Origin of the sequence: Xylanimonas ulmi (genome assembly GCF_004216535.1) — a bacterium.
GTDB classification, from domain to species: Bacteria; Actinomycetota; Actinomycetes; order Actinomycetales; family Cellulomonadaceae; genus Xylanimonas; species Xylanimonas ulmi.
This window is the reverse complement of the sequence record NZ_SGWX01000001.1, coordinates 3,766,560-3,791,155: the sequence shown is the minus strand read 5'-3', so window position 1 is coordinate 3,791,155 and position 24,596 is coordinate 3,766,560. Positions and strand designations below refer to the sequence as shown.

The window sequence follows — 24,596 nt, the reverse complement described above, 5'->3', positions numbered from 1 at the left end:
CCGGAGGCGGCCCCGCGCCGTGATCACAGAGCCCCGAAAGGGAATCGAACCCTTGACCTTCTCCTTACCATGGAGACGCTCTGCCGACTGAGCTATCGGGGCAGCGGGGAAGACTCTACACGGCATCCGGCGGGCTGCGAAATCGGCTCCGTCCCGCGCCTGCCGGGTGTGACGGGCGCCTCGCGGACGCCTATCGAGCCCTCCCACGACGAAGGGCCCGGTCGCAGACCGAGCCCTTCGCGCTGGTGGCAGGTGAGGGATTCGAACCCCCGTAGCATGACGCGGCTGATTTACAGTCAGCTCCCTTTGGCCGCTCGGGCAACCTGCCAGGTGTGGTGCGCACCCCGCCGTGGCAGGGCGGGAGCAACGATAGCGCCCGATCGGCCTCGTCGTGAAATCGCGGCGCTCGGACGGATACGGTGAGCGTCAGCAGACCGTTCCCGAGCACCCAAGGAGCCCGCCGTGGCCGACTCGTCGTTCGACATCGTCTCCAAGGTCGACCGCCAGGAGGTCGACAACGCCCTCAACCAGGCCAGCAAGGAGATCTCGCAGCGCTACGACTTCAAGAACGTCGGCGCCTCGATCACCTGGAGTGGCGAGTCGATCCTCATGGTCGCCAACTCGGCCGAGCGTGTCTTGGCGATCCTTGACGTGTTCGAGACCAAGCTGATCAAGCGGGGGATCTCGCTCAAGGCCCTGGACACCGGCGACAAGGAGCCCAAGCCCTCGGGCAAGGAGTACCGCCTGGCCGCCTCGATCAAGGAGGGCCTGAGCGGCGAGGCCGCGAAGAAGATCACCAAGCTCATCCGCGACGAGGGCCCCAAGGGCGTCAAGACGCAGATCACCGGCGAGGAGGTGCGTGTGACGAGCAAGTCGCGCGACGACCTGCAGTCGGTCATCGCACTGCTCAAGGGCGCGGACCTCGACGTCGCCCTGCAGTTCACCAACTACCGCTGAGCCTCGCGATGCCCCTGCCCCGCCTGGTCGCGACCGACCTGGACGGCACGCTGCTGCGCGGCGACGGCACGCTGTCGGCGCGCACGCGCCACGCCCTGGCGGCCGCCGAGGACGCCGGCGTCGAGGTGCTGTTCGTCACGGCCCGCCCGCCGCGCTGGCTCGGGCACCTCGCCGACGTCGTCGGCGGGCACGGACGCGTGGTGTGCCTCGGCGGCGCGGCGGTCTGGGACCTGGCGGCCGGCCGGGCGCTGGAGGTGGACGGGTTCGCCGACGACGCCGCCCGCGGGCTGGTCGCCGATCTGCGGGTCGCGCTGCCGGGCGTCGCGCTCGCGTTCGAGCGCGTCGACGGACCTGTGTACGACGCCGCGTTCCGCTCGGGCGAGGCGCTCGACCCGGCCTGGATCACCCCGGGGGTCGAGAGTGCGCTCGGGCGCGGCGCGGCGCCGGTGGGCAAGATCCTGGCGCTCGACGCGCACCTGGACTCCGAAGCCGACGCGGCGACGGCGGGGTCCACAGGCGACGGCGAGGCGTGGAGCACGCCCGCCACGGCGCCGGTGGCGGCGACCGCCGCGCAGGAGGAGTTCTTCGGCCGCGTGCGCGCCGTCGTCGGCCCCCGCGCCAATCTGGCCTACTCGGGCGCGGGCGGGCTCGCCGAGCTGCTCGCCCCGCACGTCACCAAGGACGCGGCCCTCGCGCGCTGGTGCGCCCGTGAGGGCATCGCGGCCGCCGACGTCTGGGCCTTCGGCGACATGCCCAACGACCTGCCGATGCTGCGCTGGGCCGGGCGCGGCGTCGCCGTCGGCAACGCGCACCCCGACGTGCTCGCCGCGGCCGACGCCGTCGTCGCGAGCAATGACGCCGACGGCGTCGCCGCGGCTCTTGAGGCCGCGCTCGCCGCTCAGTAGCGGGTGATGCCGCCCGGGCCGAAGCCGTGCCCGCCCGCCATCGACTCCAGGCGGCGGATGCGCTCGGCCATCGGCGGGTGCGTCGAGAACAGCCGGGCCAGGCCCGCGCCGCGGAACGGGTTGGCCAGCATGAGGTGGCTGACGTTCTCCAGCTCGCGCGTCTGCGGCAGCGGCGCCGCGGCAGTGCCCTGCTCAAGCTTGCGCAACGCGTTCGCGAGCGCCAACGGGTCGCCCGTGAGCTTCGCGCCGTCCTCGTCGGCGTCGTACTCGCGGGTGCGCGAGATGGCGAGCTGGATGAGCGTGGCGGCGATCGGCGCGAGGATCACCATCGCGAGCGCCGCGAGCGGGTTGCCGCCCTCGCGGCGGTTGCCACCGCCGAAGAACATGAGGAACTGCGCCAGCGACGTGATGACGCCCGCGAGCGCCGAGGCGACCGACGCCGTGAGGATGTCGCGGTTGTAGACGTGCATGAGCTCGTGGCCGAGCACGCCGCGCAGCTCACGCTCGTCGAGCATCTGCAAGATGCCCTCGGTGCAGCACACCGCCGCGTTCTTGGGGTTGCGGCCGGTGGCGAACGCGTTGGGCGCGCGCGTGGGCGAGATGTACAGGCGCGGCATCGGCTGGCGGGCCGCCGTCGACAGCTCGCGCACGATGCGGTGCATCTGCGGCGCCTCGAGCTCGGTCACCGGGTAGGCGTGCATGGCGCGGATGGCGATCTTGTCGGAGTTCCAGTACCCGACGAACGTCATGACCAGACCCGCGATGGTGAACAGCCACAGCAGGCGCGGCGTGCCGCCGCCCGCGATCCAGCCGACGCCGAGCACGACAGCCCACATCACGCCGAACAGTGCGGCGGTCTTCAGGCCGTTGAAGTGGTTGCGCTGACCCATGGTGAAATTCCCTCCCGGTCCGCGCGTCGAGCGTGCGCGACCCTGCCGGGAAGAACGCGACGGGAGCGGCCACGGTTCCCGCCGCGGGCGCGCCCGGCGTGCCGCGCGCGCCCCCGGGGCGCGCGGTGTCAGCGCGACCGCGGGTCGACGTACTCCCGGCGCGCGCGCACGAACGCGGGGACGGACAGACCGAGACCGACGACGCCCACCACGGCGGCGACGACCGTGACTGTCGGCGGAACGTCGTGCCAGACGATCACCAGCGTCGCGACGTAACTCACGCCGATCGCCCATCCGGCCAGGAACGTCCACCGCTTGACGAAGTAGCCCGCGTGCACGAGTTTCACCACCGCGATGGAGTAGGGCGTGCGGCGCACGGGGATCGTGATCGCCAGTCCTCGCCCGTCCGGCCCGGGCCACCGAAACCCGAGCGTGTCCCCCGGACGCGCCCACGACGTGCCGGTGATCTTCTCCTCGCGGTACCGGTGCTGGAGCGAGCGCGCGAACGCCAGACTCGCGACCAGCGCGGCGGCTGCGGTCGACAGCGGGAGGTAGACGAGCATCGCCGCTCCGAAGCACATCGAGGCGAGAACCGCGACCACGAGCCACACGAGCACCGCCCCCACGCGCCCAAACCCCTCCACCGCACCTGAGACGGCGCCGTCCCACGCCACGTCGGACAGGGGGCCGTCGGGGCGTGTCGCGACGGCGGCGAAGACGACGAAACCGACCGCCAGCCCGATCACGATCAGCAGGATCAGCCAGAAGAACGCGGCGTACAGCAGGTACCCGAAGGGGCGCAGCGCGACGGCGAGCGCCGACGGGCGTGCGCCGTCGGCGCTGTGCGGGTCGGACAGCCACAGCGGCTTGGCCGGGTTGGGGTCCCACGGCGCGAGCTTGAGTCGCATCTCACCTCACCGCGTCCGCGCTCGCCACGGGGAACTGGATGGAGTCGACGATCGCGTCGATCAGGGTGGCGAACGGCTCCGCGGACGGCAGGGCGGGAATCGTGGCCCGGCCCACGAGCAGCCGCGTGCGGTCCGGGTAGGGAATGCGGTAGTCGATCGTGAGCCGGACGCTGTCGGTGTCGGCGATCGGCTCCTTCGTCACCGTGGCGGTGCGGGAGACCGCGCCGTGCGAGAGGTGGCCGAGCTCACCGTCGGGGAACGCGGCGGCCAGCGCGGCGCCGACCTCCTGCGCGGTCGCGTCGGGGGCCGGCGCCGATCCCTGCGGCCATGACGCGTCGAACAGGAGCAGCGCGGCCGGGAACGGGATGCCCGGGTAGAGCTCAAGCGCCATGAGATAGGTGTGCACACCCACCTTCGCCGCGTCGCGGGCGTTGGCGACGAGATCGTCGGCGGTCAGGCGTCGCATCCGTGCGAGCCGATCGGCGACCCCGACGCGCTCGCGCACCACCCGGCGCACGAACGCCGTCGTCTCCTCGGGATCCGCGAGCGGCACGTTGATCCACGAGCCCGGCAGAACGATGGTCAGGCCGCCGGCCATGCGGCGCAGCCGCCCCCGCTGCGTGGTGGTGATGCTCATGCGTTCTCCGTCGTGACGCTCAATGCTGCGACCAGGTCGAGGACCTCCTGCGCCATATCCGCGAAGGCCCCCAAGTGGGCCGCGACCGCGGTGACCTCGATGACGCCTCGTGTGACGTCCGGGACGACCCCGAGCATGACCCGCTCCTCGAGGTAGGCGACACCGGCGTCGGAGTGTGGGTCGCGACGTCCCACCAGCAGGTGGCATCCGACGATCGCGCCCGCGGGGGTGCTCGAGGTCACCTCGGTGAAGGACATGACCTCGCCGCCCGCGAACCGTCCGTCGCGCCACTCGGCCATCCGCAGCTCGAACAGCTCGCGCGTCGCGTGCGGGTGGACGCCGACGATGAGCGTCGCGTCGAGCACGGGCGCGCCCGGCGTGCGGGCGAGCACCGCCGCGGTCTGGGCGGGCAGGTCGACGGTGCGAGCCGCCTCCTCGACCTCACGCAGCGCGCGCTCAAGCTCGGCGACGCGCGCCTCGTCGTCCGCCCGGCCCAGGATCTCGCCCGCGAGCCCCCGCGCCCAGTCGGCCGTCGCCGGCGGGGGAAGCGGGAACCAGCGGTCGGTGAACGCAAGCGTGTATCCCGTGACGACGGCCTGCCTCACGGTCTGCCACCTGGGCCGATGACGTCACGCATCTCGCCGCCCTGGAGCAGGTCGTGGTCGTCAACCGCGTTGGCCACGTCGTTGATCCCGTGCGCGACGCCGAGAGCGTCCGCGACGACGCCGTTGTCCGCCACACCGTTGGCCGAGTCGGCCACGCTCAGGACGCCGTCGACGATGTTCCCGTCGCTGAACGCGTCGACCGCGGCCGTGACGTCCGACCTGACGCCATCGAACCGGACTGCGATCTGCGCGCCGTTGAGCGCGGTTCCGACGCGAAGCGCGGCTGCCGCGAGCGGGTCGTCGGCCAGGCTGGCGGCGAACAGCGGGTTGGGCCCGTCGCGCAGCGTCATGCCTACGGACTTCCACGCCTGAGCGATGTCGTCGTCGACACCCAGCCATGCGTGAGGAGAGTCCGGGAACCCCTTGCCGAACGCTTCGCGGAGCCCTTTGCCCTCCTTGAGCGCCTTGGCCCACTCCGGAGTCTTGCGCAGGCTGGTGCGCGGGTCGAACACCTCGGCCGCAGTCTTCCTCAGTTGGGCGGGCTCAAGGAAGCTCTTCGCGTCGCGGATCGCCCCCGCGCCCAGACGTGCGCTCGCGACCCGCGGCGCGGCCTTCGCTCCTGTCGCCAGGATCTGTGCCTCGGTCGCCACCACCAGCCGCGCGGAGGCGAACTTGCCGAGGGCGGTGACGGCCTTGGCGCCGAACAGGCCGAGCGCGGCCAGCGCGACCCCGCCGAGCGCGCCCTCCGTCCGCTCCCGCACCAAGGTCACGATCGCCTCGGCCAGCCCGATCAGCGTCCCGATCAACCCGAGCGCGAAGATGGCCGTTCCAATGACCGGCACCCAGGACAGGATCGGCGCGAGGATGGCCGCGATCTCACAGATCGCCTTGAAGACCTTGTAGACGCCCGCGGCGAAGTCGCCCACGATATCCCAGCCGCTGTCGCGCAGTCCGTGCGTGCGGCTGCCCTCGACGACGTCGAGGATCCTGTCCCGCGCGGCACGCGCGGCGGCGTCCTTGGCGTCCCGAGCCTCGCGCCACTCCTGCTCGCGGCGCGCGACCTCGCCGAGGGCCTCCGCGTCACGGCGCTGCGCCCGAGCCACGGCGCGGTCCGCGCTCTGGCGCTGCGCCGCGGACGCGTCCACCGTGAGCGACTCCGCGTCGTTCCTGGCCACCCAGACCGCCCAGGCCGCGTCCTCCAGGTCGTTCTGCGCGTGGCGCAGGTGGAGGATCGCGGCGTTGGCCTGGGCCTGGGCGGTGCTCAGACCATGGGCGTAGGAGGTGAGCGCCTCGCCGGTCTCGCTGTAGCGGTCGAGCGCGCGGACGATGTCGTCGCGCACGTCGCCGGCGAGCTTGCGCGTCTCGTCCATCGCGAGCGACTTGGTCCGGATCTCCTCGGTGATGCGGTCCAGGTTCACCAACGAGCGCCGGATGGCGTCGGCGACGTTCTTGTACTCCTCGCCCTTGCGCTCGACGAGGCTCGGGTCGCCGAGGAGCGGCTCGAACTCGACGTCAGCCACGGCCCACGCTCCGGGAGGCGTCCTCAAGCGCCTTGGCCAGTTCGGCGTCGACCTCGGTGAACTTGTCGACGACGCCCTGCAGAACGCCCTGCAGCGTCGTGACGGCCTCGGTCATCTTCCCGCGCTTGACCCGCCACTTGTCCGCGAAGTCCTCGACCACACCGGACAACTCGTCGTGTCCGATCGCATGCCGGGCACTCTCAGCGCTGTCGTCGGCGTCCTCGAACGCCTCCATGATCATCTGCAGGTCGTCCGCCAACTCCCGCAGCGACGTCATGTCGATCTCCAAGTCGTACCCGCTCGCCACTCGATCGCCTCCTCGGTCGTCGCCCTCAGGAAACTACTGACCGACTCAGCGGACGTCGATGGGGACCACTCCCCATCGAGTGGCCCCGGCGTTGTCGACCTCAGCGCCCGGCGCGCCCCTTGGCGACGTCGACCATCTCCTCACGCGGCACGACCTTGATGCGCTCACGTCCGTGCGGCTCACCCAGGGTGCGCTCGTGCTGGTCGAGCAGCTCGAACTCGTGCCACTCGACGAACTCGACGCCCCGCTCGGCGAGGAAGTCGAGCACGGCCTGCGGGTCGGCGTGCGCGGCCGTGCGGCCGCCGGCGAGGTCGCCGGTCGACACGTCGCCGCCGTCGCCCACTCCGGTGACGTCCTCGACGAGGTGGCGGATGGTCTCGGACGCGTCGGACTTGGTGTGGCCGATGAGCCCCACCGGGCCGCGCTTGATCCACCCGGTCGTGTAGACGCCGGGCAGGTGGTCGCCGACCAGGTCGACGACGCGGCCCTCGCGGTTGCTGATGACGCCGCGGTCCTGGTCGAAGGGGACCTCGGGCAGGGGCGAGCCGAAGTAGCCGACCGCGCGGTACACGGCCTCGACGGGCCACTCGTGCTTCTCCCCCGTGCCGCGCACGGTGCCGTCGCCCTGCAGCGCGGTGCGCTCCGTGCGCAGCGCCTCGACCTTGCCGTCGCCGAGGATGGCGTCGGGCTGGTGCAGGAAGTGCAGGTGGATGCGGCGGGAGGCGGTCTGCGTCGCCGGGTCGGTCAGCGTCCAGTCGGTGAGGGTCTTGACGACCTGCTTGGTCTGGTTCGACGACTCGATGGCCGCCATCGAGCCCTCGTCGAAGTCGTAGTCCTCGGGGTAGACGACGATGTCGACGTCGGGCACGTGGCCCAGCTCGCGCAGCTCGAGCGGCGAGAACTTGACCTGCGCGGGTCCACGGCGCGCGAACACGTGCACGTCTGTGATGGGGGACGCCTTGAGGCCCTCGTAGACGTTGGCCGGGATGTCGGTGGGCAGCAGGTCGTCGGCGTGCTTGGCCAGGATGCGCGCGACGTCGAGCGCGACGTTGCCGGCGCCCAGCACCGCGACGGTCTTGGCCTCGAGCGGCCAGGTGCGCGGCACGTCGGGGTGCCCGTCGTACCAGGAGACGAAGTCGGCGGCGCCGAACGAGCCGGGCAGGTCGACCCCGGGCAGCGGCAGCGGGGCGTCCTTGATCGAGCCCGTCGAGAAGATGACGGCGTCGTAGAACTGACGCAGGTCCTCCAACTTGACGTCGACGCTGTAGTCGACGTTCGCGATCAGGCGCACATCGCCGCGGGCGAGCACCTTGTGGAGCGCCACGATGATCTGCTTGATCCGCGGGTGGTCCGGCGCGACTCCGTAGCGCACCAGCCCGAAGGGGGCCGGCAGGCGCTCGAACAGGTCGATCGAGACGTCCAGGTCTGTCTTCGACAGGATGTCGGCCGCGTAGATGCCGGCGGGTCCGGCGCCGACGATCGCGACACGGAGAGGACGGATGCTGGTCACAGCGGAAGGGGCCTTCCAGTCAGGGGTGCACGTGCCAGGCGCCACGTAGTGCGAACACGCCGGCTGCCCGTTTCGACACACGATTCTACGGCGCGCCGGCGGCGCCGAGCCCGGACGGATCACCTGTCCCAAGATCTGGACGGAACCTCCACGGACGGCGGACCATCCGCACAAGCCCGGCCCCTGGCGCTCGCGCGGTCTCGTCGACGTGGGTGAGGCGGCCCCGGGCGCTGCCCGAGGCCGCCTCATGCGTGGTGGGCGTCAGCCGCGGATGCCCTGGGCGAGCTGCGCGTCGACGTCGGACAGCGTCTGGGCGCTGGTCTTCAGGAACTGCGCCATGCCCTCGAGGCCGGCGACGGTCTGCTTGGCGCCCGTCGTGAAGTCGTCGTACGACTGCTGGAACGCGCCCGACGCCGCGTCCGTGACGAAGCCCGAGGACACGAGGTTGGCGACGAGCTGCTGCAGGTGCCCGAGGATCTGCTCGAGGTCGCCCTGGCCCTGCTGCAGCTGGTTGGCGGTGGCGTCGAGCTCGGCGTAAGTCACGTTCAGGTTGGACATCGGTGGTCCCTCTCGCTCGTTGTGGCCGGCCCCCGCGGCCGCCCTCTCCGCCAGGAGGCTAAGTCAGGTCACGCGAGCCCGTCGATGGGGAGGGGTGCCCATCACTGCCCCAGCACCAGCGGCAGCTGCACGCGCACATGCCTGCCGCGTTCGACCCACGCGCCGCGGCCCACCGGGAACTCGCCCTTCGCGGCGCGCGGCAGCGACGTCTTGAGGATCGAGTCGCCGTCGATGCCCTCCGGTTGGAGCAGCAGACCGCGCCGCGAGCCCTTGACCTCCGCCAGCAGCGGCCACGTCGAGGCCCACGCCGAGGACTCCGCCTCCGCGATCAGCAGGTGGTCGCTCTTGCGGATGGCCTTCGTCAGCTCCTGGATCGGCTTGTCCGCCGGCGTCTGCAGGTACTCGTTGATGCCCTCGACCACGACGACGACGCCCGGCTCGGTCTCCTCGTCGGTGACGGCGGCCAGCAGGTCCTTGGCGAGCTCGATCACCTTCTCGACGCCCTCGGCCACGTCGGCCCACGGCAGTTGCCCGACCAGCGGCGAGCGGGTCTGCGCGATCAGGTAGCAGCGGGCCGCGGGGTCGGCCCGCAGCACCGCCTGGGCCATCGCCGCCAGCGCGTTGCTGCGTCCGGAGCCGGGCGGGCCCGCGACCACGATCGTGCCGCGCGGGTCGAACCCGAGGGGTGCGAGCGCCAGGTTGTCGAGGCCGAGCACCGGGCGCCCGCCGACGGTGGCCGGCAGCTCGGCGGCACGGTACGCCTGCGGCAGCACCCGCACCGGGGCGGCGGGCGTCACCCCGGCCCGGCGCATCGACTCGGCCAACCGCTCGGTCGCCTGAGCCTGCCCCGCCACCGTCGTCGCGCCGCCGACGACGGCGACCTGCACCTCGAGCCCGTCGACCAGCGCGCGCCCCGGCGGCGACGACGGCGTGATGACGTCGCGCGGGGCGTTGAACGCGAGGTAGCCCTCGTCGCTCATCCGCAGCAGCACGTTGCGCTGCACCAGCGAGCGCACCGACGTCGGCACGGCGCCGGAGCGGTCGGCCGTGAACGCGACGTGCAGGCCCAGCGCGCGGCCGTCGGACATCACGTCGCGGACCGTGTCGAACCACTCGGCGCGACCGGCGCCCACCTCCCAGTCGTCGCGGAACGCCGGGAACCCGTCGATGAGCAGCAGCAGGCGTGGCAGGTCGTGGCGCCCGGTGATCTGGCGGTACTCGGTGATGCTCGCGGCGCTGACGGCGGCGAACGCCTCGCCGCGGGCGTCAAGCTCGGTCCGCAGCATCCGCAGCAGCGAGACGACCCGTTCGGCGTCCTCGCCCTTGACCACGGCCCCCACGTGCGGCAACGACTCGAGCATGCGCAGGGCGCCGCTCGCGAAGTCGAGCCCGTACACGTGCGCCGGGCCGCCGCGCGGGGTGACGCCCGCCGCCGTGGCGAGGGTGCGCAGCGCCGTCGACTTCCCGGCGCCGCCCGTGCCGTACACGCCCAGGCTGCCGTCCTGGTCCGGGCGGAAGTACACCGGCTGCTGCGCCTGGCGCTCGGGCAGGTCGGCCACGCCCAGCAGCAGTTCGGCGTCGGTGCGCTGGCGCAGCAACGTCAGGTCGTAGACGTCGGCGAGCGAGTCGAGCCACGGGCGGCGCGGCGCCGCGAGGCCGCCGCGGCGGAACGCCTCGACCACGCGCGCCACGAGCCGCTGCTGGTCGTTGGGCCCCAGGTCCTCGGGAGCGTGGGACGCCGCGTCGTCGGCGGGCTCCTCCCAGCGCGTCTCGCGCCCGAAGTCGAACTGGGACACCAGCACCTTCGCCCGCTCGGGCGCGCGCGTGCTCCATCCGCCCGCGTACGCCGACTGGAAGGCCTGCACCCGGCCCGGGCCGGTCTTGACCAGGCCGCGGCCGGGGATGCCGGGGTCCACGAACGCGGCGTCGGGGACCTCGACGACGTCAGTCGAGTCGGAGGCGTCGGCCATGCGCAGCGCCACACGCAGGTTGGTGTTGGCCCGCAGGTTGTCCTTGATGACGCCCGCCGGGCGCTGCGTGGCCATGATGAGGTGGATGCCGAGCGAGCGGCCCCGCTGCGCGACGTCGACGACGCCGTCGACGAACTCGGGCACATCGCCCGCCAGCGCCGCGAACTCGTCGATGACGATGACGAGCGCGGGCGGCGTCTCGGGGTCGCCGCGCTTCTCGAGCTCGAGCAGGTCCTTGGCCTTCTTGCGGTGCAGCAGCCGCTCACGGTGGTGCAGCTCGGCGCGCAGCGACGTCAGGGCCCGCAGCACCAGATGCGGCGACAGGTCGGTGACCAGGCCCACGCAGTGCGGCAGGCTGACGCAGTCGGCGAAGGCCGACCCGCCCTTGTAGTCCACGAACAGGAACGTGACACGGTCAGGGCTGTACTCGGCGGCCATGCCCAGCACCCACGCCTGCAAGAACTCCGACTTGCCCGACCCGGTCGTGCCGCCGACCAGCGCGTGCGGGCCCTGCGCGCGCAGGTCCAGGTGCTGGGCGTCGACGCCGGCCGAGCCGACGACGGCGCGCAGCGATCCCGCCCGGCGTCGGCCCGGGGCGGCGCCCGTGCGGTCGTACACCGACTGGTTCTGCCGCCACCGGTCGAGCACGGCGTCGGCCGACTCGAACAGCTCGTGCCCCAGCAGCGTGGGCAGGGACACCGCGCGGGGCAGGTCGGTCGCGTCGTCGACCAGCGCGCCCGCATCGAACACCGGCGCCAGACGACGCCCGAAGTCGAGCGCGGCGGCGCCGTCGAGCTCCTCCAGCGCGAGGTCGTCGGCCCAGCGGCCCAGTCGCACGAGGCCCACGCGGGGGCGCGCGGCGCTGACGTCGACGAAGGTGCGGCACGCGGCGGGCAGGCGCGCGGGGTCGGAGGCGATCCACAGCAGGTACACCCCGGCGTCGGGCCCCTGCTCCGCGAGCTGCACCAGCCGCGCACGATCGGCGTCGAGGTCGTCGCTGACGACCACGACGACCGCGGGCACCTGGGAGTGCGTGCCCGACTCCTCCCCCGACCCGACGCCGGCGCCGCGCTCGATCGCCGCGCCCGCCTCGTCGACGGCACCGCGGCGACGCGCCGCGCCCGCCTTGAGCCGCTGCGCCACGAGCTCCTCGAGCTGGGCCAGCAGGCGGCTGGCGCCGCCCGCCGAGTCGGCCAGGTGCAGACCCTCGACGGGGCTTTGCGGCGAGGAGGTGTGCGGCACCCAGGTGAGCCACTGCAGCGGGCGCGTCCACACCGGGCTCACGGCCGCGGTGACCACGAGCTCGCTGGGCGCGTGCAGGCCGGTGAGCTGCACGAGCACCGCGTTGAGGACCCCCGCGACCCGCGCGGGCGGCCCCGCGAACCCCAACGCGCCGGCGTCGTACAGGTTCTCGACCACGGGCACGCCGTCGACGGAGCCGTAGGCGGTGGTGACGGCGTCGAGCTGATCCTGATGCTCCTTCAGGAGCCGGCCCTTGTCGGTGGTCTTGACGACGTTGCGCGTGGGCATGGCGCCCAGGCCGAAACGGACGTTGAGGAAGCTCCAGTGCTCGGGGCGGCGCGTCCACAGCAGCGGACCGTGGCGCATCGCTTCGACGAACACATGCTGGGTCGCGGGCGCCTCGCGCAGCCGCACCGAGCGCTCGACCTCACGCTCGGCCGCGAGCGCCTCGCGCAGTGACCGCAGGCGCTCGTCGAACCGTTTGACCTGCCGTTCGACCCGCTTGCGCCCCTGGCGCCCCTGCGTGAGGTAGTTCATCGCCATCATGACGGGCGACATGGCGACCATGAGCAGCGCGGTCGGCCGCTTCATGACGAGGAACATGGCGATGCCGAGCAGGATGGGCGCGATGAGCAGCAGCACGGGGAACTCGCGCGGCTCCGGCTCGTCGGGCGCCTCGGGCGCCTCGAACTCCTGGCCCGCGTACCGCTCCTCGACGCGCGGCGAGCGGGTGAACGCGACCGGTCCGGCCTTGGGCGCGACGCCGCTGAGTCGCTCGCCGTCCCCGCGCCGCTCGACCACCAGGACCGTGTCACCGACCAGCACGCGCTGTGAGCGGTCGACGCGCAGGCGCGGCATCGGCACTCCGTCGACCAGGGTGCCGTTCGCCGAGCCCAGGTCGACGACGTCGACCTGGTCGCCCACGTCGACGCGCAGGTGCCGCTTGGACACGAGCGGGTCGGTGAGCACGACGTCGCACTCGGGCGCGCGGCCCACCACATAGCTGCCCTCGGGCAGTGCGACGACGTCGCCGCCCTCGACGCGCAGCACCGCGCGTGCGCCGCCCGCGCCGGCGCGGGAGAACGCGGGCAGGGCCGTGTCGACGACGGCGACGTCGGCGCCCGAGCCGATCCACGCCTCGCCCAGCGCCGCCTCGGGCGGCAGACGCACCGCCGCGTCCTGGCCGGGCAGCCGCGCTTCGAGCGTGCGCGGCGCCGCGGGGTCGCCGTGCCCGCCGCGGGGGTCGACGCGCGCGAGCGTCTGGGCGATCTCCCCGATGGTCGCGCCGGCGTCGGCGGTCACGACGATGTCGTCACACGTGCCGTCGGCCCGGTGCAGTGTGGCCTTGAGGTGCATCCCGTCTCCCTGTCTCGCGCGGCCGGGCCGCTCAGCCCCGTCGCCGGATCACGATCGCGTGCGCGGCGCCGACGACGGCGCCCGCCGCCGCCGCGGCGCCCGTCACCAGCCAGGTGCGCGGCGCCGCCAGGACGTCCACCAGCGCGTGCCAGGGGTCGAGGGGGCGACCGGTTCCGGTGTGCGGCAGCACGCCGAGCGCCACCATGACGACCAAGGCCACCGCGCCGGCCCCCACCACCCAGGCGGCCCAGACCCCGCCTGGCCGGGCGCTCACGCCTCCTCCACGTCGCGCAGGTCGAGCAGCGGCAGGTCGTCGGCCGTCACGAGCCGCGACGCGACCGCGTATTCGACAAGCCGGGCGCGGCGGTTGGTGGCGAGGGTGCCCGGGCCGCCGCGCAACCCACGCACACCGATGCGGTCGAGCTTGTCGCACACGTTGTCGAGCTTGCGGTTGAAGCGCGTGGTGGTCCAGCCCAGACGCTCCGCCGCCGCGGCCGACGCCGGGATCTCCGCCAGGCTTGTGCCGTCGCGCCGCAGCAGCGGCTCGGCGAGCGCCACGATGAGCTGGCGCTGGCTCACCGTGAACGGGACCGCGCCGATCGTCATCGTGCCGCAGTCGGGCGCCTCGGCCCGCACGTCGCGGTAGGGACCGCCCTCCAGGACCAGCCTGAGCTCGTACGTCGTGGGTCCGGCGGTGAACACCACGGACGTCGACGGGAAGACCAGCGGCAGGCGGTTGCCCGGCGACACCCAGGACTGCACGCCACCGGCGGCGTCGGAGACGGTGGCCGACAGCCGTGTGCCGACATTCGTCATCCACCAGATGCCCGACTCGTGCGAGAACACGAGGAACCGGCGGTGCAGGTACGGGTTGTCGTCGATCTCCAGGTCGCCGTCGCGGCCCACCTCGAACGGTGGCCCGTCAGGGTCGAGGCGGTGCCACTCCCCGCAGAACTCCACCGTGAGGTGGCCGGCCGACCCGGCGGTGTCCGGTGTGGTCGTCGAGGTGGTCGTCATGGCGTGCACGCCTCCTGCGGGGTGGCGGAGAAGCGGCCGTCACGCTCGACGACGACCCGCACGCAGGTGGGCCCGCTCTCGGCGAGCGGCACGGTGACCGTCGGGTCGTCGATGAGCCTGAACTCGGGCTCTCCGGTCAGGGTCAGCAGCGCCCACGCGTACCGGTCACCCTCGACCGGATCACGCGGCGGCGCCCAGGTGAAGACCGCCTCGGCGCCCTGGACGGCGCCGACCAGGTCGCGCACGGGCGGCACGAGCGCTCCGAGATTGTCCTGCGGCAGGGTGACGGTCGGCGCCCCTCCGGCCGTCTGCCCCGAGCCGTCGGCGCGCGCGCCGTCCGCCGCGCCGTCGCCCGGGTCGCGCAGGGCCGCCCACAGCCCGCCCGCGACCGCGAGCGTGAGCACGAGCGCGCCGACGACGACGCCCAGGCCCGTGCGCGCGTCGCTGCGGCCCGCGCGGCCCCGGGGCCCAGCGGGGGCGTCGGGCGCGTCGGGATGGGCGGGATGGGCGGGATGGGCGGGCCCGGCGTTCCTGGCGGGCGCGGAGGGCGCGGCGACGTCGCCGCGCAGCGTCGTGCGCTCGTCGGGACCGGGCGCGACGACGGCGCCGAGCGCGGGCGGGGCCGGGCGTGCGGGCGCACGGTGCACCGTCGCCTCCAGACCGGCCACGGACGGCGCCAGCGCCTGCGGCGAGGGCGGGGCGGACGGGTCGATCGACGCGACGGAGCGCAGCCGCGTGCCCTCGTCGTCGTCGGCCTCCTGGGGCGCGGCCGCGACGAGCTCGTCGAGCAGGTCGATGGGCGTCACCGCGAGCCGCAGCTCGTTCTGCACGTGCTGCAGGGCGCGGGCGAACGCCAGCACCGACGCATAGCGTGACTGCGGGCGCTTGGCCATCGCTGTCGCGAGGACGCGCTCGAGCGACGGCGGGACGTCGTCGCGGCCCGTGGGCGCGAGCGGCGCGTGCTCGATGCGCGCGATGAGGTCAGCGCTGCCGTTGGGCCCCCCGGGGACCTCGAACGGCGAGCGCCCCGCCAGCAGCGTGTACGTCGTCGCGGCCAGCGCCCACACGTCACTCGCCACGCCCGAGACGGGTGGGTCGCCGAACGACTCGCACGGCGACCACGGGATCGACATGCCCTCGGGGGTGCGCCCGTCGTCGAGACCTGACGAGATGCCGAAGTCGGTGAGCGCCGGGTGCCCGTACTCGGTGACCAGGATGTTGGCGGGCTTGATGTCGCGGTGCAGGATCCCGGCCCGGTGAGCCGTCTCGACGGCGCCGGCGATCTGCACCGAGATGCGCAGCGCCTCGGCGACCGACAGCCGCTCTGCGCGGTAGCGCGCGCCGAGGTTGGGCCGCGGGCAGTACTCCATCGCGAGGTAGGGGCGGCCACCCGCGGCGATGCCCGCCTCGTACATCGTGACGATCGACGGGTGCGTCGACAGCGCCGCCATGAGGTCGGCCTCGGCGTCGAACGCCGCGCGCTGCGCCGACGACCGCTCGGCGAGCAGCACCTTGACCGCCACGCGCCGTCGCGGGCGGCGCTGCTCGTACAGGAAGACGTCGGAGAACCCGCCCGAGCCGATGTGCTCGACGTACTCGAACCCGTCGATGCGGGGCGGCGGCGAGGGCGGGCGCTTGCTCACCAGATCTCCTCGAACGTCAGGGTGACGCCGTCGCCCAGGTCGACGACGTCGCCGTCGACGACCAGCACACCCTCGTTCGGGTGCAGGCGGTGCGGCGGGCGGCCCTCGCGCAGCAGCGTCGTGCCGTTCGTCGTGGCCATGTCGCACACCAGCACGTGCCAACCGTCGAGGCGCACCTCGACGTGCGAGCGCGAGATGTCCTGGCTCGGGCTGGGCACCGTGACGAGGCGGGCGTCGGCGCCGTCCGAGGCGCGCGGCGCGCGTGGGCGGCGCCCGACGACGACGGCCCGGTCAAGGTCGACGGCCTCACCCGTCGAGACGCGCATCCGGCCCAGCAGCGGGCGCTCGGCGAGCGCGGCGTCGGCGGTCAGGGCCTGACCGCACACGCGGCAGATGTCACGCGACGGCGGGTTCGCGTGCCCCAAGGCGCACGAGCGCGCGAGGATCTGCGGCGCGCTGGGCCGGGGCGCGGCGCCCGCAGCCACGTCGGGGACCTGCGGGGGTAGGGCGGCGCGCAGCCCCGCGAGCGCCGAGGACAGCACGGTGTGCCCGTCGTGGTCGAGGTCGCCCGGAGCCTGGGTCCAGTCCGGCGCCTGCGTCTGCTCGGGCGGGCGCGTGTGCTCTGGCGGGAGCGTGTGCTCGGGAAGGCGCGCGGGCTCGACGTCGTCCGCTGATCCGAGCAGTCCTGCCTCGGCGAGGTCGTCGTCGGCGCGCACCGCAGCCGCCTCGACGCTGTGCAGGACCGTCTCCCCCCACAGGTGGCCGTACGTCTCCTCCGGTGGCGACGGGGACGCGCCGGCGTCGACCTGCGGCTCCGCGACGTGCGACGGCACGTGAGTGACCACGGGCGGGGTGACGCGAACGGGCGGGGCGCCGTCGCGAACGGGCGCCGGCACGGCCGGGACAGGCTCCGGCACGGCCGGGACAGGCTCCGACGCCGCGGGCTCGGCCAGGCGCCCGGGCCCCAGCCACACGGCGCCCGCGGCCACCACTCCCGACCCCAGCGGCCACGCGTCCGCGGGCGCGCGCAGCCCCTCGCCGCCGCCGGCGCGCACCGCCAGGCCGACGACGTCGGGCACGATGCGCTCCGCCCAGGTCGCCACGCCCGCGCCGTCGACCGTCACGACCGTGCCGTCGGCGGTCTCGGCGGCCACCGCGCACGCTCCGCGCGCCAGCACGTGCGCCTGTCCCCCGCGCCACACCGCGATCGCGAATGGCGGCACGCGGGTCAGCGCGTCGGCGTCGGCCGTCAGCACCCCCAACGCCTCCAGGACGCCGGGATCGGCCGCGGGGTCGAGCGCGTCCCACAGGCGGCCCATCGACGCGGGCTCCGGGGCGCTCGGCAGCACCACGACGACCTCACCACGCACCACCGCACAGCCCGCCCCGGGGGCGTACCGCACCGCCGTCTCGCGCGCTTGTCTCGCCATCACCGGCCACCTCCCGACACGGCGCCCGCTGGTCGGGGCCGCGTGTCGTCGTCGCAGTCGTCCACCGCGCCCGCCACCTCCAGGGCGTCCACGACGACGGCGGTGATGTTGTCGCGCCCTCCGGCCGCCAACGCGGCGGCGACCAGCGCGCGCGCCGCCGCCTGAGGATCGGCCTCGGCCCTCAGGATGTCGGCGATCTCGACGTCGTCGAGCTCGCTCGTCAAGCCGTCCGAGCACACGAGCAGCCGGTCGTCCGCCTCGACGGGAAGCCACCAGAAGTCGGCGCGCGGCGCGGCGGGCGCACCGAGGGCGCGCGTGATCACGTGGCGGCGCGGATGCGTGCGCGCCTGTGCGCGGGTGATGACGCCGGCGTCGACCATCTCCTGCACCTCCGAGTGGTCCACGGTCAACCGTTCCAGCCTGCCCTGCGCCTGCAGATAGGTGCGCGAGTCGCCCACGTTGACCACCAACCACTGCGGCCCGATCGGCCCTGGCACGACGACGGCGCCCGTCACCGTCGTCCCCGCCTCGCGGCCGGGTTGGGTCTCGATCCGTCGCACCGCGGCGTGCGCCCGGCCGAGCACGTCCTCGACGTCGGCCTGCGACACCGCGGTCAGCCCGCCGAGCGCGCCGAGGGCCGCGACAGCGGCTGCGCTCGCCAGGTCGCCCGCGTCCTGGCCGCCCATGCCGTCGGCGACCGCGAAGACCGGCGCCGAGGCGACGAAGTGGTCCTCGTTGAGCGCGCGGCGCCGCCCCGTGTCGGTCATGACACCCCACCGCAGCACGACGCCGCAGTGCTCCTGGCCTCTCATCGGATCGCCTCCCGCACCCCGACGCGCACCTGTCCCAGATGGATCGCCCCGCCCACCCGCACGCGGGCGCGGGCGCCCGGCTCGACCACACGGGGCGGGCGCCCCGGCTCCGACACGACGGTGCCGTTGGTCGACCCCCGGTCCGCGACCCACAGACCTGCGATGTCGACGCCGACCTCGGCGTGCGTCTTGGACACCGACCGCTGCGGGTCGGCGACCGGAACGAGCGTCCACGCGCCGTCCGCGGACTGCGGGTCGCGGCCCACCAGCGTGGGGCCCGCCACCAGCACGGTCGAGCCGTCGGGCAGCACGAGCTCAAACTGCCGCGCGGGAGCCGCCGCGAGCCGGGCGACGTCGGCGGTCGACAGCCGTGTCTCGTCCCAGCCGTCCTCGGGAGGCTCCGGGTGCGGCTCAGGGGCCGGGTCGGAGACGGGGGTGAGCGCCGGCGCGGGAGCCGAGGTGGTCACGGGAGTGGGCGGCGGGGTGGCGGCGCTGGGAGCGTCGGGCACGTGCGGCTGGTCGGGCGCCTGCGGCGGGCCCGGCGTCTGCGGCAGGTTGGGCGCGGGCGGCTGGCTCAGCGCCGGTGGCACGCCGGTGACGACACCGGTCGGCGCGGGTGTGAGCGCCGCGCCGGACGGCGGCGCCGCGCTCGCGAGAGCCTCCGGCGCGGCGTGCGCGCCTGGCAGGTCCGGAGCGCCAGACGAGCCCTGATCGGCTCGCGGGTCCTGCGCCCCCGACAGGCCTCGCGCCCTTTCAGGAGTCTGGGGCGCGGCCGGGATGGGGAACGCCCAGGGATCGGGAACGGCGCTCGCGGTCGTCGCCGTGCGCGCCATGCCTGCGGTCCCCACGGTCGCGGGCGCCGCGGCGCCCGGCACGATGCCCGACGCGGAGCCCTGCGCAGATCCGAAGGCGTCGGCCGTTGTCGGCGCAGCCGCCGCTCCACGCGCGGCTCGCAGCACGACGGCGCGCGCGGCCTTGTCATGCCAGCCCTGCGCCCGCCCGCTCGCGTCGAACAGCGGACTGAGCAGCATCAGGAGGGTCCCGGCCACCGGCACGACGCCGGCGACCCCGATGACGGCGTTGCGCAGCAGCGCGCGCCCGAAGCCGAGGGGCCGCGCGGTGCCCGCGTCAAGCGTGCGCACGCCCAGCGCCCGCCCACCAAGGGCGGCGCCGGTCGCGCCCTCCCACCACGACATCGCGAGCCCGAGCCCCAGGGTCACCGCGCCCGCGCCCACGGCCCAGACCCCCATCGCCGCGAGGACCGCCTCCCTGTCGTCCAGGTCGATGTCTCTGAGCGTCAGCACCGCGCCCACGGCCAACACCAGCCCGACCACCACCGACAGGGCGACCGAGTCGATCACGTGCGCCGCGATCCGGCGGCCGACTCCGGCATACCGGCGCCTGGCGACCGCGCCCGCCGCGCCCGCGGCGCCCACCTCGCCCGCCATGTCGTCGACGCGGGTGAGCCCAAGTCGCTCGGGCTCGGTCGTGATGGCGGCGACGTGCTCGGGCGCGCGGGGCAGCCCACAGACCGGGCAGTAGGTGGCCTCAGCGGGTTGCGGCGCGCCGCACGCGGGGCAGGCGGTCGTCATGAGCGCTCTCCGTCGGGATCAAGGGAGGTTGTCGGCGACGCGAGCGGCGCGGTCGGGCGGGTCGCGCGGGGCGCGACGGTCGGCGGCCGCCGGAGCATCCCGCGCAGGGCAGCCCACCCCGCCTCGCCGCGCAGCGAGCGCAGCGACACCGCGGCCCGCAGGCGCCGCCGACGCCCCAGACGCGTGCGCAGTCCGTCGACATAGGCGTCGACGTCCGCCCAGTACGCGTCGACCTCGACGTCGGTGGGCTCGCCGGCGGCGAACACCGTCGCGTCGGCGCGGTAGGCCAGCCCCAGCGTCGCAGGCGCCGCGAGCGCGTCCGCGAGCGCGTGCGCGCTCTCACGCCGCGTCCCGCGGCGCGGCACGGCCACGCCCAGGTCGGTGGCGACGTCGAGCACCTCGCGCCACCCGCCCGAGACGCGGTCCGACGGGCGCTCGGCCCGGCGCCGGTGGGTCCGCCGTCGTCGCTTGAGCGCGAGGATGAGCAGGAGCGGGACGAGGATCACCAGCAGCGGCACGCCCACACTGACGGCGACCAGGCCGAGCCACGCCCAGTCGAACGCCTCGACGCGCTCCTCCTGCCGGTCCTCCCTGACGTCGCCGGGCACGTCGTCGGCGGGCTCCTCGGGGGGCTCGGGCTCCTGCAGCACGGGCGGCTTGGGCACCTGCTCGCTCTGGGGCTCGGGCTGGATCTTGTTGTCCTCGTCGGGCACGGCGTCGATCGCCACCCAGCCGTAACCCGCGAACGGCACCTCGGCCCAGGCGTGCACGTCGCCTCCGACGACGGTGTACGGCTCGCCGTCCTGGCGGGTGTCCTGCTTCGGGTCGGCGTAGAAGCCCATCGAGACGCGGGCGGGGATGCCCGCCTCGCGCGCCATGAGGGCCAGCGCGACCGCGAACTGCTCGTCGTCGCCGATCATCTCGTCGCCCGCGAGCAGCACGTCGATGCGGGCGGCCGAGTGACCCGAGCGCGAGGGCGCCTGATCCTCAAGCCCGGAGGAGTAGACGCCCGAGGCGACCAGTCCGTCGCGCAGCGCGAACAGGCGCTTGACCGGGTCGGTCTCCTCGCCCATGAACTGCGCCGCCTTCGCGGCGGCAGACTCCGGCACGAGCGAGGCGTCGAGCGTCGGCAGCGGCGTGTCCATCTCGATCGTGGACGCACGCAGGTCGCCCTCGGTGGGCTGCGGCGCCAACTGGGCGTCGAGGCGGTAGGTGTCGCCCGACGCCAGGCCCTGCGTCGTGATCGCGGTGTGGGTCACGGAGTCGTAGTACGAGCCGTCAGCCAGAGCGCGCGCCCGCGCGCCGGTCCACGTGATGCCCGTCAGTGACCCGGCGTCCGGGATCCACGGCCCGGTGTAGTCGAGCACCTGGACGTCGAGCCTTGTGCGCGGCGCCGGGTCGGCGGTCGTGATCTCGTCGCCGGCCCGCGTGTACGTGCCCGACCCGGGTTGGTCGCTCGACGCGTCGAAGACCACGCCGTCGTAGGTGTCGAGCGTCGCGAGCCGCACCCGCTGCCCGGCGGGCAGGCCCGTGATCGTGAGCAGCTCGGTCTCGCGCTCGTCCTTGGCGTACTTGCGGAACGAGGTCAGCGGGCTGACGAACTCGTGCAGGTCGAGCGGCGGCACGATCATCTCGCGCAGCACGGTGCGTGGCTGTGCGGGCGCGATGGCGGGCGCGGCGAACGCCGCGGCCACGGCCCCGACGCCCAGGATCGCGGCGCCCGTGCGGAACCGGTACCAGCGCAGGCGCCGGGTCGCCTCGCGCGAGGCCTCGGTCGTGACGGTGTGCCGCCCCACGCGGCCCTCGATGACCCGCAGCGCGCCCCACAGGAGGCCGACGACGCCGATCACCAGGCCCTGCGGCACAGGGAACGCTGCCTCGACCGAGCCCAGCAGGATCGTTGAGACCAGCGCGGCCGCCACGGGGACCAGCGCCCACGCCGCGACGCGGGCCCGCCAGGCGACGACGCCCGCGAGCACGCCCGCGAGGTAGAGCACCAGCAGCGGGACGACGGCCAGGCCGGGGAACGAGTGCAGCGGCGGCGCCGTCGTCACGAACTCCTTCCAGCCGTGCGCCGCGCCGAGCGCCAGCCCGCCGAGCGTCTCGGGGGTGGGCACGGCGCCCGCCGCCGTCGTGGCGGGCAGCGCGAGCGCGCCGCCCGCCAGGAGGTAGGCGACGACGACGGCGGCCGCCGTCGTCAGCGCCGACCAGCGCTGCGCCGCGGCGAGCCACGCGACCGCGAGGCCGAGCACGGCGCCGCCGAGCGCCGGGCGCAGGTAGCCCGTCGAGCCCCACACGGGGCCGAAGCCCACGGCGACCGCGCCGAGCAGCGCGAGCAGCACGGCGCCGTCGACCAACCCCGCGAGCCTCAGGGCGCGTGGGCGTTCGGCGGGGCCCGTCGCCGGGGCATCCCCCGTCCTGCGCGCCGCCCTCCCGCGCGTCGTCGTCCCCCACACGCCGCGCACGCCACGCGCCGCGCGGGTGCGCGTCGACGTGGGGCGCTCTGCCTCGGGCGCGCTCATGCGTCGGCCAGCCTGCGCATCGCGAGCGGCAGCTCACCCAGGCCGCCCAGGGTGAGCACGGTCAGCTCGGCGACGGTGTGCCGGCTCATCGCCGCGCCCGGGGCGCACTGCAGCGCCATGACGTGCACGTCCTGCGGCAGGCGGGCCGACGCGGCGCGCAGGTCGGCCGGGGGCACAGCGCTGCCGACGACGAACGCGACCACCGACGCGTTCGTCACGGTGGCGCCGGCGAGGCGGGCGACGTCGGACAGGCGCGTGCGCGTCGGCGTGCGCTCGACGCGCGCGAGGTCGTCGAGCAGCCGCGTGCGGTGGTCCCCGCGCAGCGTGCCCGCACTGACGAGCACCGTCACGCCGCGGTCCTCCTTGATGGCCTGCAGGCCGAGCGACCCGCACACGCTCACCGCGAGCTCGAACTCGTCGTCCGAGGCGTAGTCCTCGGCGCGGGTGGACAGCAGGACCGCGAGCTGGGAGCGTCGCGTCTCCTCGAACTGGCGCACCATGAGCTGGCCGGTGCGCGCCGTGGTCTTCCAGTGGATGTGCCGGCGGTCGTCGCCCGGCACGTAGTCACGCAGGGCGTGGAACGACACGTCCGAGTCCGAGATGTCCTGCGTCGCCCGGCCCTCCAGGTCGCGCAGGAACCCCGTGGACGCCCCCGCGAGCGAGGTCACCTGGGGGTGCACGAACAACTCCTGCGGCGCCGTCCAGGACACCTCGCGACGCAGCAGGCCCAGCGGGTCGGCGCGCACGGAGCGCACCGGGCCCACTGTGATGACCGAGCGCCGGCGCGTGGGGATGGTGAAGATCTCCTCGTGCGACGCCCCGGGGCGCAGGCGCGGGACCGGGAAGGCCGCGGCGCCCTGGCCCACGGGCACCTCCATGACCGAGGGCAGCAGCGCGCGCGACGAGCCGTTGCGCACGTCGAGCCGCCCGACCGCGCGCTCTCCGACCGTGACGCGCCGCTGGGCGAGGTCCAGCTCGACCGTGTAGCGGAAGCGGCCGAGCACGAACAGCACCGCGGCCAGCAGCGTCATGGTGAGCAGCACGGCCACGACCGCCATCTCCTGCCAGGCGTAGGCGAACCCGCACACCCAGGCGACGACGGCGGCCGCGATCGCGGCGAGGCCGTACGCGCTCACGGCGCCGGTCACCGGGGCCGCGACGGCGCGCGCCGCCGCCGCGCCGCGGACCGCCGCGCGGCCCACGCGCGCGAGCGTCGGCGCGAGCGCGGACGGGCTCACGCGATCCGTGCCTTCTCCTGCGGCGCGGGCACCGCCGAGACGACGCGCGCGAGGACGGCGTCGGCGGTCGCGCCGGCGAACTCGGCCTCGGCGTCGAGCGTGAACCGGTGCGCCCAGACGGGGTGCGCGAGCTCCTTGACGTCGTCGGGCAGCACGTAGTGGCGTCCGTGCGCGGCGGCCCACACCTTGCAGCAGCGCACGAGCGCGAGCGCGCCACGCACCGAGACGCCCACGCGGGTCTCCGGCGCCTCGCGCGTCTCCTCGGCGAGCTGCGACACGTACTCCAGCACTGCGGGGTCGACGTAGGTGGTCGCGGCGAGCTCGGCCATCTCGACGACCGCCTGCGTCGTGACCACGGGCGTGAGCCCCTGGCTGCGGTCGCGCACGGCCGCGCCCGACAGGATCTCGACGGTCGACGCGCGATCGGGGTAGCCCACCGACGTCTTCATGAGGAACCGGTCGAGCTGCGCCTCGGGCAGGCGGTAGGTGCCGGCCTGCTCGATGGGGTTCTGGGTCGCGATGACCATGAACGGGCGGCCCACCGAATGGCCGACGCCGTCGACCGTGACGTGCCCCTCCTCCATGACCTCGAGCAGCGCCGACTGCGTCTTGGGCGAGGCCCGGTTGATCTCGTCCGCCAGCACGATCGACGCGAACACCGGCCCCTGGTGGAACTCGAACGCGCCGGCCTTCTGGTCGTAGATCGTCACGCCGGTGACGTCGGAGGGCAGCAGGTCGGGCGTGAACTGGATGCGGTTGTTGGTGCCCTGCACGCTGGCCGCCATCGCGCGGGCGAGCGACGTCTTGCCCGTGCCGGGCGCGTCCTCCAGCAGCAGGTGCCCTTCCGCGAGCATGCACGTGAAGGCCAGCCGCACCACGTCGGCCTTGCCGAGCAGCGCCTGCCCGACGTTGCCGACGAGCCGGTCGAAGGTCTGGGCGAACCAGGCGGCCTGCTCAGGGGTCATCGTGCTCATGCG

Annotated in this window: 20 protein-coding genes and 2 tRNA genes; 2 read left to right on the top strand and 20 right to left on the bottom strand. The window is 74.3% G+C overall.

Annotated features, from left to right (window positions below; translation table 11 throughout):
- Positions 1–29 precede the first annotated feature (29 nt).
- Together EV386_RS17325 and EV386_RS17320 are read right to left on the bottom strand one after the other, a co-directional pair.
- Positions 30–102, bottom strand: a tRNA-Thr gene (locus tag EV386_RS17325).
- A gap of 141 nt (positions 103–243) precedes the next feature.
- Positions 244–328: transfer RNA gene (locus EV386_RS17320), tRNA-Tyr, on the bottom strand.
- A gap of 134 nt (positions 329–462) precedes the next feature.
- On the opposite strand from EV386_RS17320, the gene EV386_RS17315 reads away from it, so the two are divergent.
- Together EV386_RS17315 and EV386_RS17310 are read left to right on the top strand one after the other, a co-directional pair.
- Complete coding sequence (locus EV386_RS17315) at positions 463–957, top strand: YajQ family cyclic di-GMP-binding protein (protein ID WP_130416522.1); 495 nt, start codon at positions 463–465, stop codon at positions 955–957.
- Positions 958–965: 8 nt separating this feature from the next.
- Positions 966–1,862 carry an HAD family hydrolase gene (locus EV386_RS17310; RefSeq protein WP_130416521.1) on the top strand — a complete coding sequence of 299 codons (897 nt, stop codon included), beginning with the start codon at positions 966–968 and terminating at the stop codon, positions 1,860–1,862.
- Here the strand turns inward: EV386_RS17310 and htpX are convergent.
- The 18 genes from htpX to EV386_RS17220 form a co-directional block, all read right to left on the bottom strand.
- On the bottom strand, positions 1,856–2,752 hold the full coding sequence (htpX, locus tag EV386_RS17305; RefSeq protein ID WP_130416520.1) for a zinc metalloprotease HtpX: 897 nt from the start codon (positions 2,750–2,752) through the stop codon (positions 1,856–1,858). The genes EV386_RS17310 and htpX overlap by 7 nt on opposite strands.
- A 128-nt stretch (positions 2,753–2,880) precedes the next feature.
- The gene (locus tag EV386_RS17300) at positions 2,881–3,660 is read right to left on the bottom strand and encodes a hypothetical protein (protein ID WP_130416519.1); all 780 of its coding nucleotides are present in this window, start codon (positions 3,658–3,660) and stop codon (positions 2,881–2,883) included.
- 1 nt (position 3,661) lies between these two features.
- A complete protein-coding gene (locus EV386_RS17295; protein ID WP_130416518.1) occupies positions 3,662–4,297 on the bottom strand; it encodes a hypothetical protein in 636 nt (211 codons plus the stop codon).
- Entirely contained in the window at positions 4,294–4,902 is a 609-nt protein-coding gene (locus EV386_RS17290; RefSeq protein ID WP_130416517.1) for a hypothetical protein, read from the bottom strand. Before EV386_RS17290 ends, EV386_RS17295 begins: the two co-directional genes overlap by 4 nt.
- Positions 4,899–6,422, bottom strand: coding sequence for a hypothetical protein (locus tag EV386_RS17285; RefSeq protein WP_130416516.1), 1,524 nt, complete (start codon positions 6,420–6,422; stop codon positions 4,899–4,901). The genes EV386_RS17290 and EV386_RS17285 overlap by 4 nt, the downstream gene beginning before the upstream one ends.
- Entirely contained in the window at positions 6,415–6,729 is a 315-nt protein-coding gene (locus EV386_RS17280) for a hypothetical protein (protein ID WP_130416515.1), read from the bottom strand. Before EV386_RS17280 ends, EV386_RS17285 begins: the two co-directional genes overlap by 8 nt.
- A 100-nt stretch (positions 6,730–6,829) precedes the next feature.
- Positions 6,830–8,239 carry an FAD-dependent oxidoreductase gene (locus EV386_RS17275; protein WP_130416514.1) on the bottom strand — a complete coding sequence of 470 codons (1,410 nt, stop codon included), beginning with the start codon at positions 8,237–8,239 and terminating at the stop codon, positions 6,830–6,832.
- Between the two features lie 261 nt (positions 8,240–8,500).
- Positions 8,501–8,797, bottom strand: a complete 297-nt coding sequence (locus EV386_RS17270) for a WXG100 family type VII secretion target (RefSeq protein ID WP_130416513.1) — start codon at positions 8,795–8,797, stop codon at positions 8,501–8,503.
- Between the two features lie 101 nt (positions 8,798–8,898).
- Entirely contained in the window at positions 8,899–13,365 is a 4,467-nt protein-coding gene (locus EV386_RS17265; RefSeq protein WP_130416512.1) for an FtsK/SpoIIIE domain-containing protein, read from the bottom strand.
- Between the two features lie 31 nt (positions 13,366–13,396).
- Positions 13,397–13,639 (bottom strand): hypothetical protein, encoded by a 243-nt coding sequence (locus tag EV386_RS17260; protein WP_130416511.1) that lies wholly within the window; start codon positions 13,637–13,639, stop codon positions 13,397–13,399.
- The gene (locus EV386_RS17255; RefSeq protein ID WP_130416510.1) at positions 13,636–14,382 is read right to left on the bottom strand and encodes an FHA domain-containing protein; all 747 of its coding nucleotides are present in this window, start codon (positions 14,380–14,382) and stop codon (positions 13,636–13,638) included. Before EV386_RS17255 ends, EV386_RS17260 begins: the two co-directional genes overlap by 4 nt.
- Positions 14,379–16,025 (bottom strand): serine/threonine-protein kinase, encoded by a 1,647-nt coding sequence (locus EV386_RS17250; protein WP_341272829.1) that lies wholly within the window; start codon positions 16,023–16,025, stop codon positions 14,379–14,381. Before EV386_RS17250 ends, EV386_RS17255 begins: the two co-directional genes overlap by 4 nt.
- Entirely contained in the window at positions 16,022–17,455 is a 1,434-nt protein-coding gene (locus EV386_RS17245) for an FHA domain-containing protein (protein WP_130416509.1), read from the bottom strand. The genes EV386_RS17250 and EV386_RS17245 overlap by 4 nt, the downstream gene beginning before the upstream one ends.
- Positions 17,455–18,267 carry a PP2C family protein-serine/threonine phosphatase gene (locus EV386_RS17240; protein ID WP_130416508.1) on the bottom strand — a complete coding sequence of 271 codons (813 nt, stop codon included), beginning with the start codon at positions 18,265–18,267 and terminating at the stop codon, positions 17,455–17,457. Before EV386_RS17240 ends, EV386_RS17245 begins: the two co-directional genes overlap by 1 nt.
- The gene (locus EV386_RS17235) at positions 18,264–19,859 is read right to left on the bottom strand and encodes an RDD family protein (protein ID WP_130416507.1); all 1,596 of its coding nucleotides are present in this window, start codon (positions 19,857–19,859) and stop codon (positions 18,264–18,266) included. Before EV386_RS17235 ends, EV386_RS17240 begins: the two co-directional genes overlap by 4 nt.
- Positions 19,856–22,381, bottom strand: a complete 2,526-nt coding sequence (locus tag EV386_RS17230; RefSeq protein ID WP_130416506.1) for a transglutaminase-like domain-containing protein — start codon at positions 22,379–22,381, stop codon at positions 19,856–19,858. The genes EV386_RS17235 and EV386_RS17230 overlap by 4 nt, the downstream gene beginning before the upstream one ends.
- Positions 22,378–23,619 carry a DUF58 domain-containing protein gene (locus EV386_RS17225; protein WP_130416505.1) on the bottom strand — a complete coding sequence of 414 codons (1,242 nt, stop codon included), beginning with the start codon at positions 23,617–23,619 and terminating at the stop codon, positions 22,378–22,380. The genes EV386_RS17230 and EV386_RS17225 overlap by 4 nt, the downstream gene beginning before the upstream one ends.
- Entirely contained in the window at positions 23,616–24,593 is a 978-nt protein-coding gene (locus EV386_RS17220; RefSeq protein WP_130416504.1) for an AAA family ATPase, read from the bottom strand. Before EV386_RS17220 ends, EV386_RS17225 begins: the two co-directional genes overlap by 4 nt.
- Positions 24,594–24,596 lie beyond the last annotated feature (3 nt).

Excerpts from the sequence above, each read along its gene's own strand:
- EV386_RS17310 (WP_130416521.1), top strand. The coding sequence starts at position 966 with ATGCCCCTGCCCCGCCTGGTCGCGACCGACCTGGACGGCACGCTGCTG.
- htpX (WP_130416520.1), bottom strand. The coding sequence starts at position 2,752 with ATGGGTCAGCGCAACCACTTCAACGGCCTGAAGACCGCCGCACTGTTC.
- EV386_RS17300 (WP_130416519.1), bottom strand. The coding sequence starts at position 3,660 with ATGCGACTCAAGCTCGCGCCGTGGGACCCCAACCCGGCCAAGCCGCTG.
- EV386_RS17295 (WP_130416518.1), bottom strand. The coding sequence starts at position 4,297 with ATGAGCATCACCACCACGCAGCGGGGGCGGCTGCGCCGCATGGCCGGC.
- EV386_RS17270 (WP_130416513.1), bottom strand. The coding sequence starts at position 8,797 with ATGTCCAACCTGAACGTGACTTACGCCGAGCTCGACGCCACCGCCAAC.
- EV386_RS17265 (WP_130416512.1), bottom strand. The coding sequence starts at position 13,365 with ATGCACCTCAAGGCCACACTGCACCGGGCCGACGGCACGTGTGACGAC.
- EV386_RS17255 (WP_130416510.1), bottom strand. The coding sequence starts at position 14,382 with ATGACGACCACCTCGACGACCACACCGGACACCGCCGGGTCGGCCGGC.
- EV386_RS17245 (WP_130416509.1), bottom strand. The coding sequence starts at position 17,455 with ATGGCGAGACAAGCGCGCGAGACGGCGGTGCGGTACGCCCCCGGGGCG.
- EV386_RS17240 (WP_130416508.1), bottom strand. The coding sequence starts at position 18,267 with ATGAGAGGCCAGGAGCACTGCGGCGTCGTGCTGCGGTGGGGTGTCATG.
- EV386_RS17235 (WP_130416507.1), bottom strand. The coding sequence starts at position 19,859 with ATGACGACCGCCTGCCCCGCGTGCGGCGCGCCGCAACCCGCTGAGGCC.
- EV386_RS17230 (WP_130416506.1), bottom strand. The coding sequence starts at position 22,381 with ATGAGCGCGCCCGAGGCAGAGCGCCCCACGTCGACGCGCACCCGCGCG.
- EV386_RS17220 (WP_130416504.1), bottom strand. The coding sequence starts at position 24,593 with ATGAGCACGATGACCCCTGAGCAGGCCGCCTGGTTCGCCCAGACCTTC.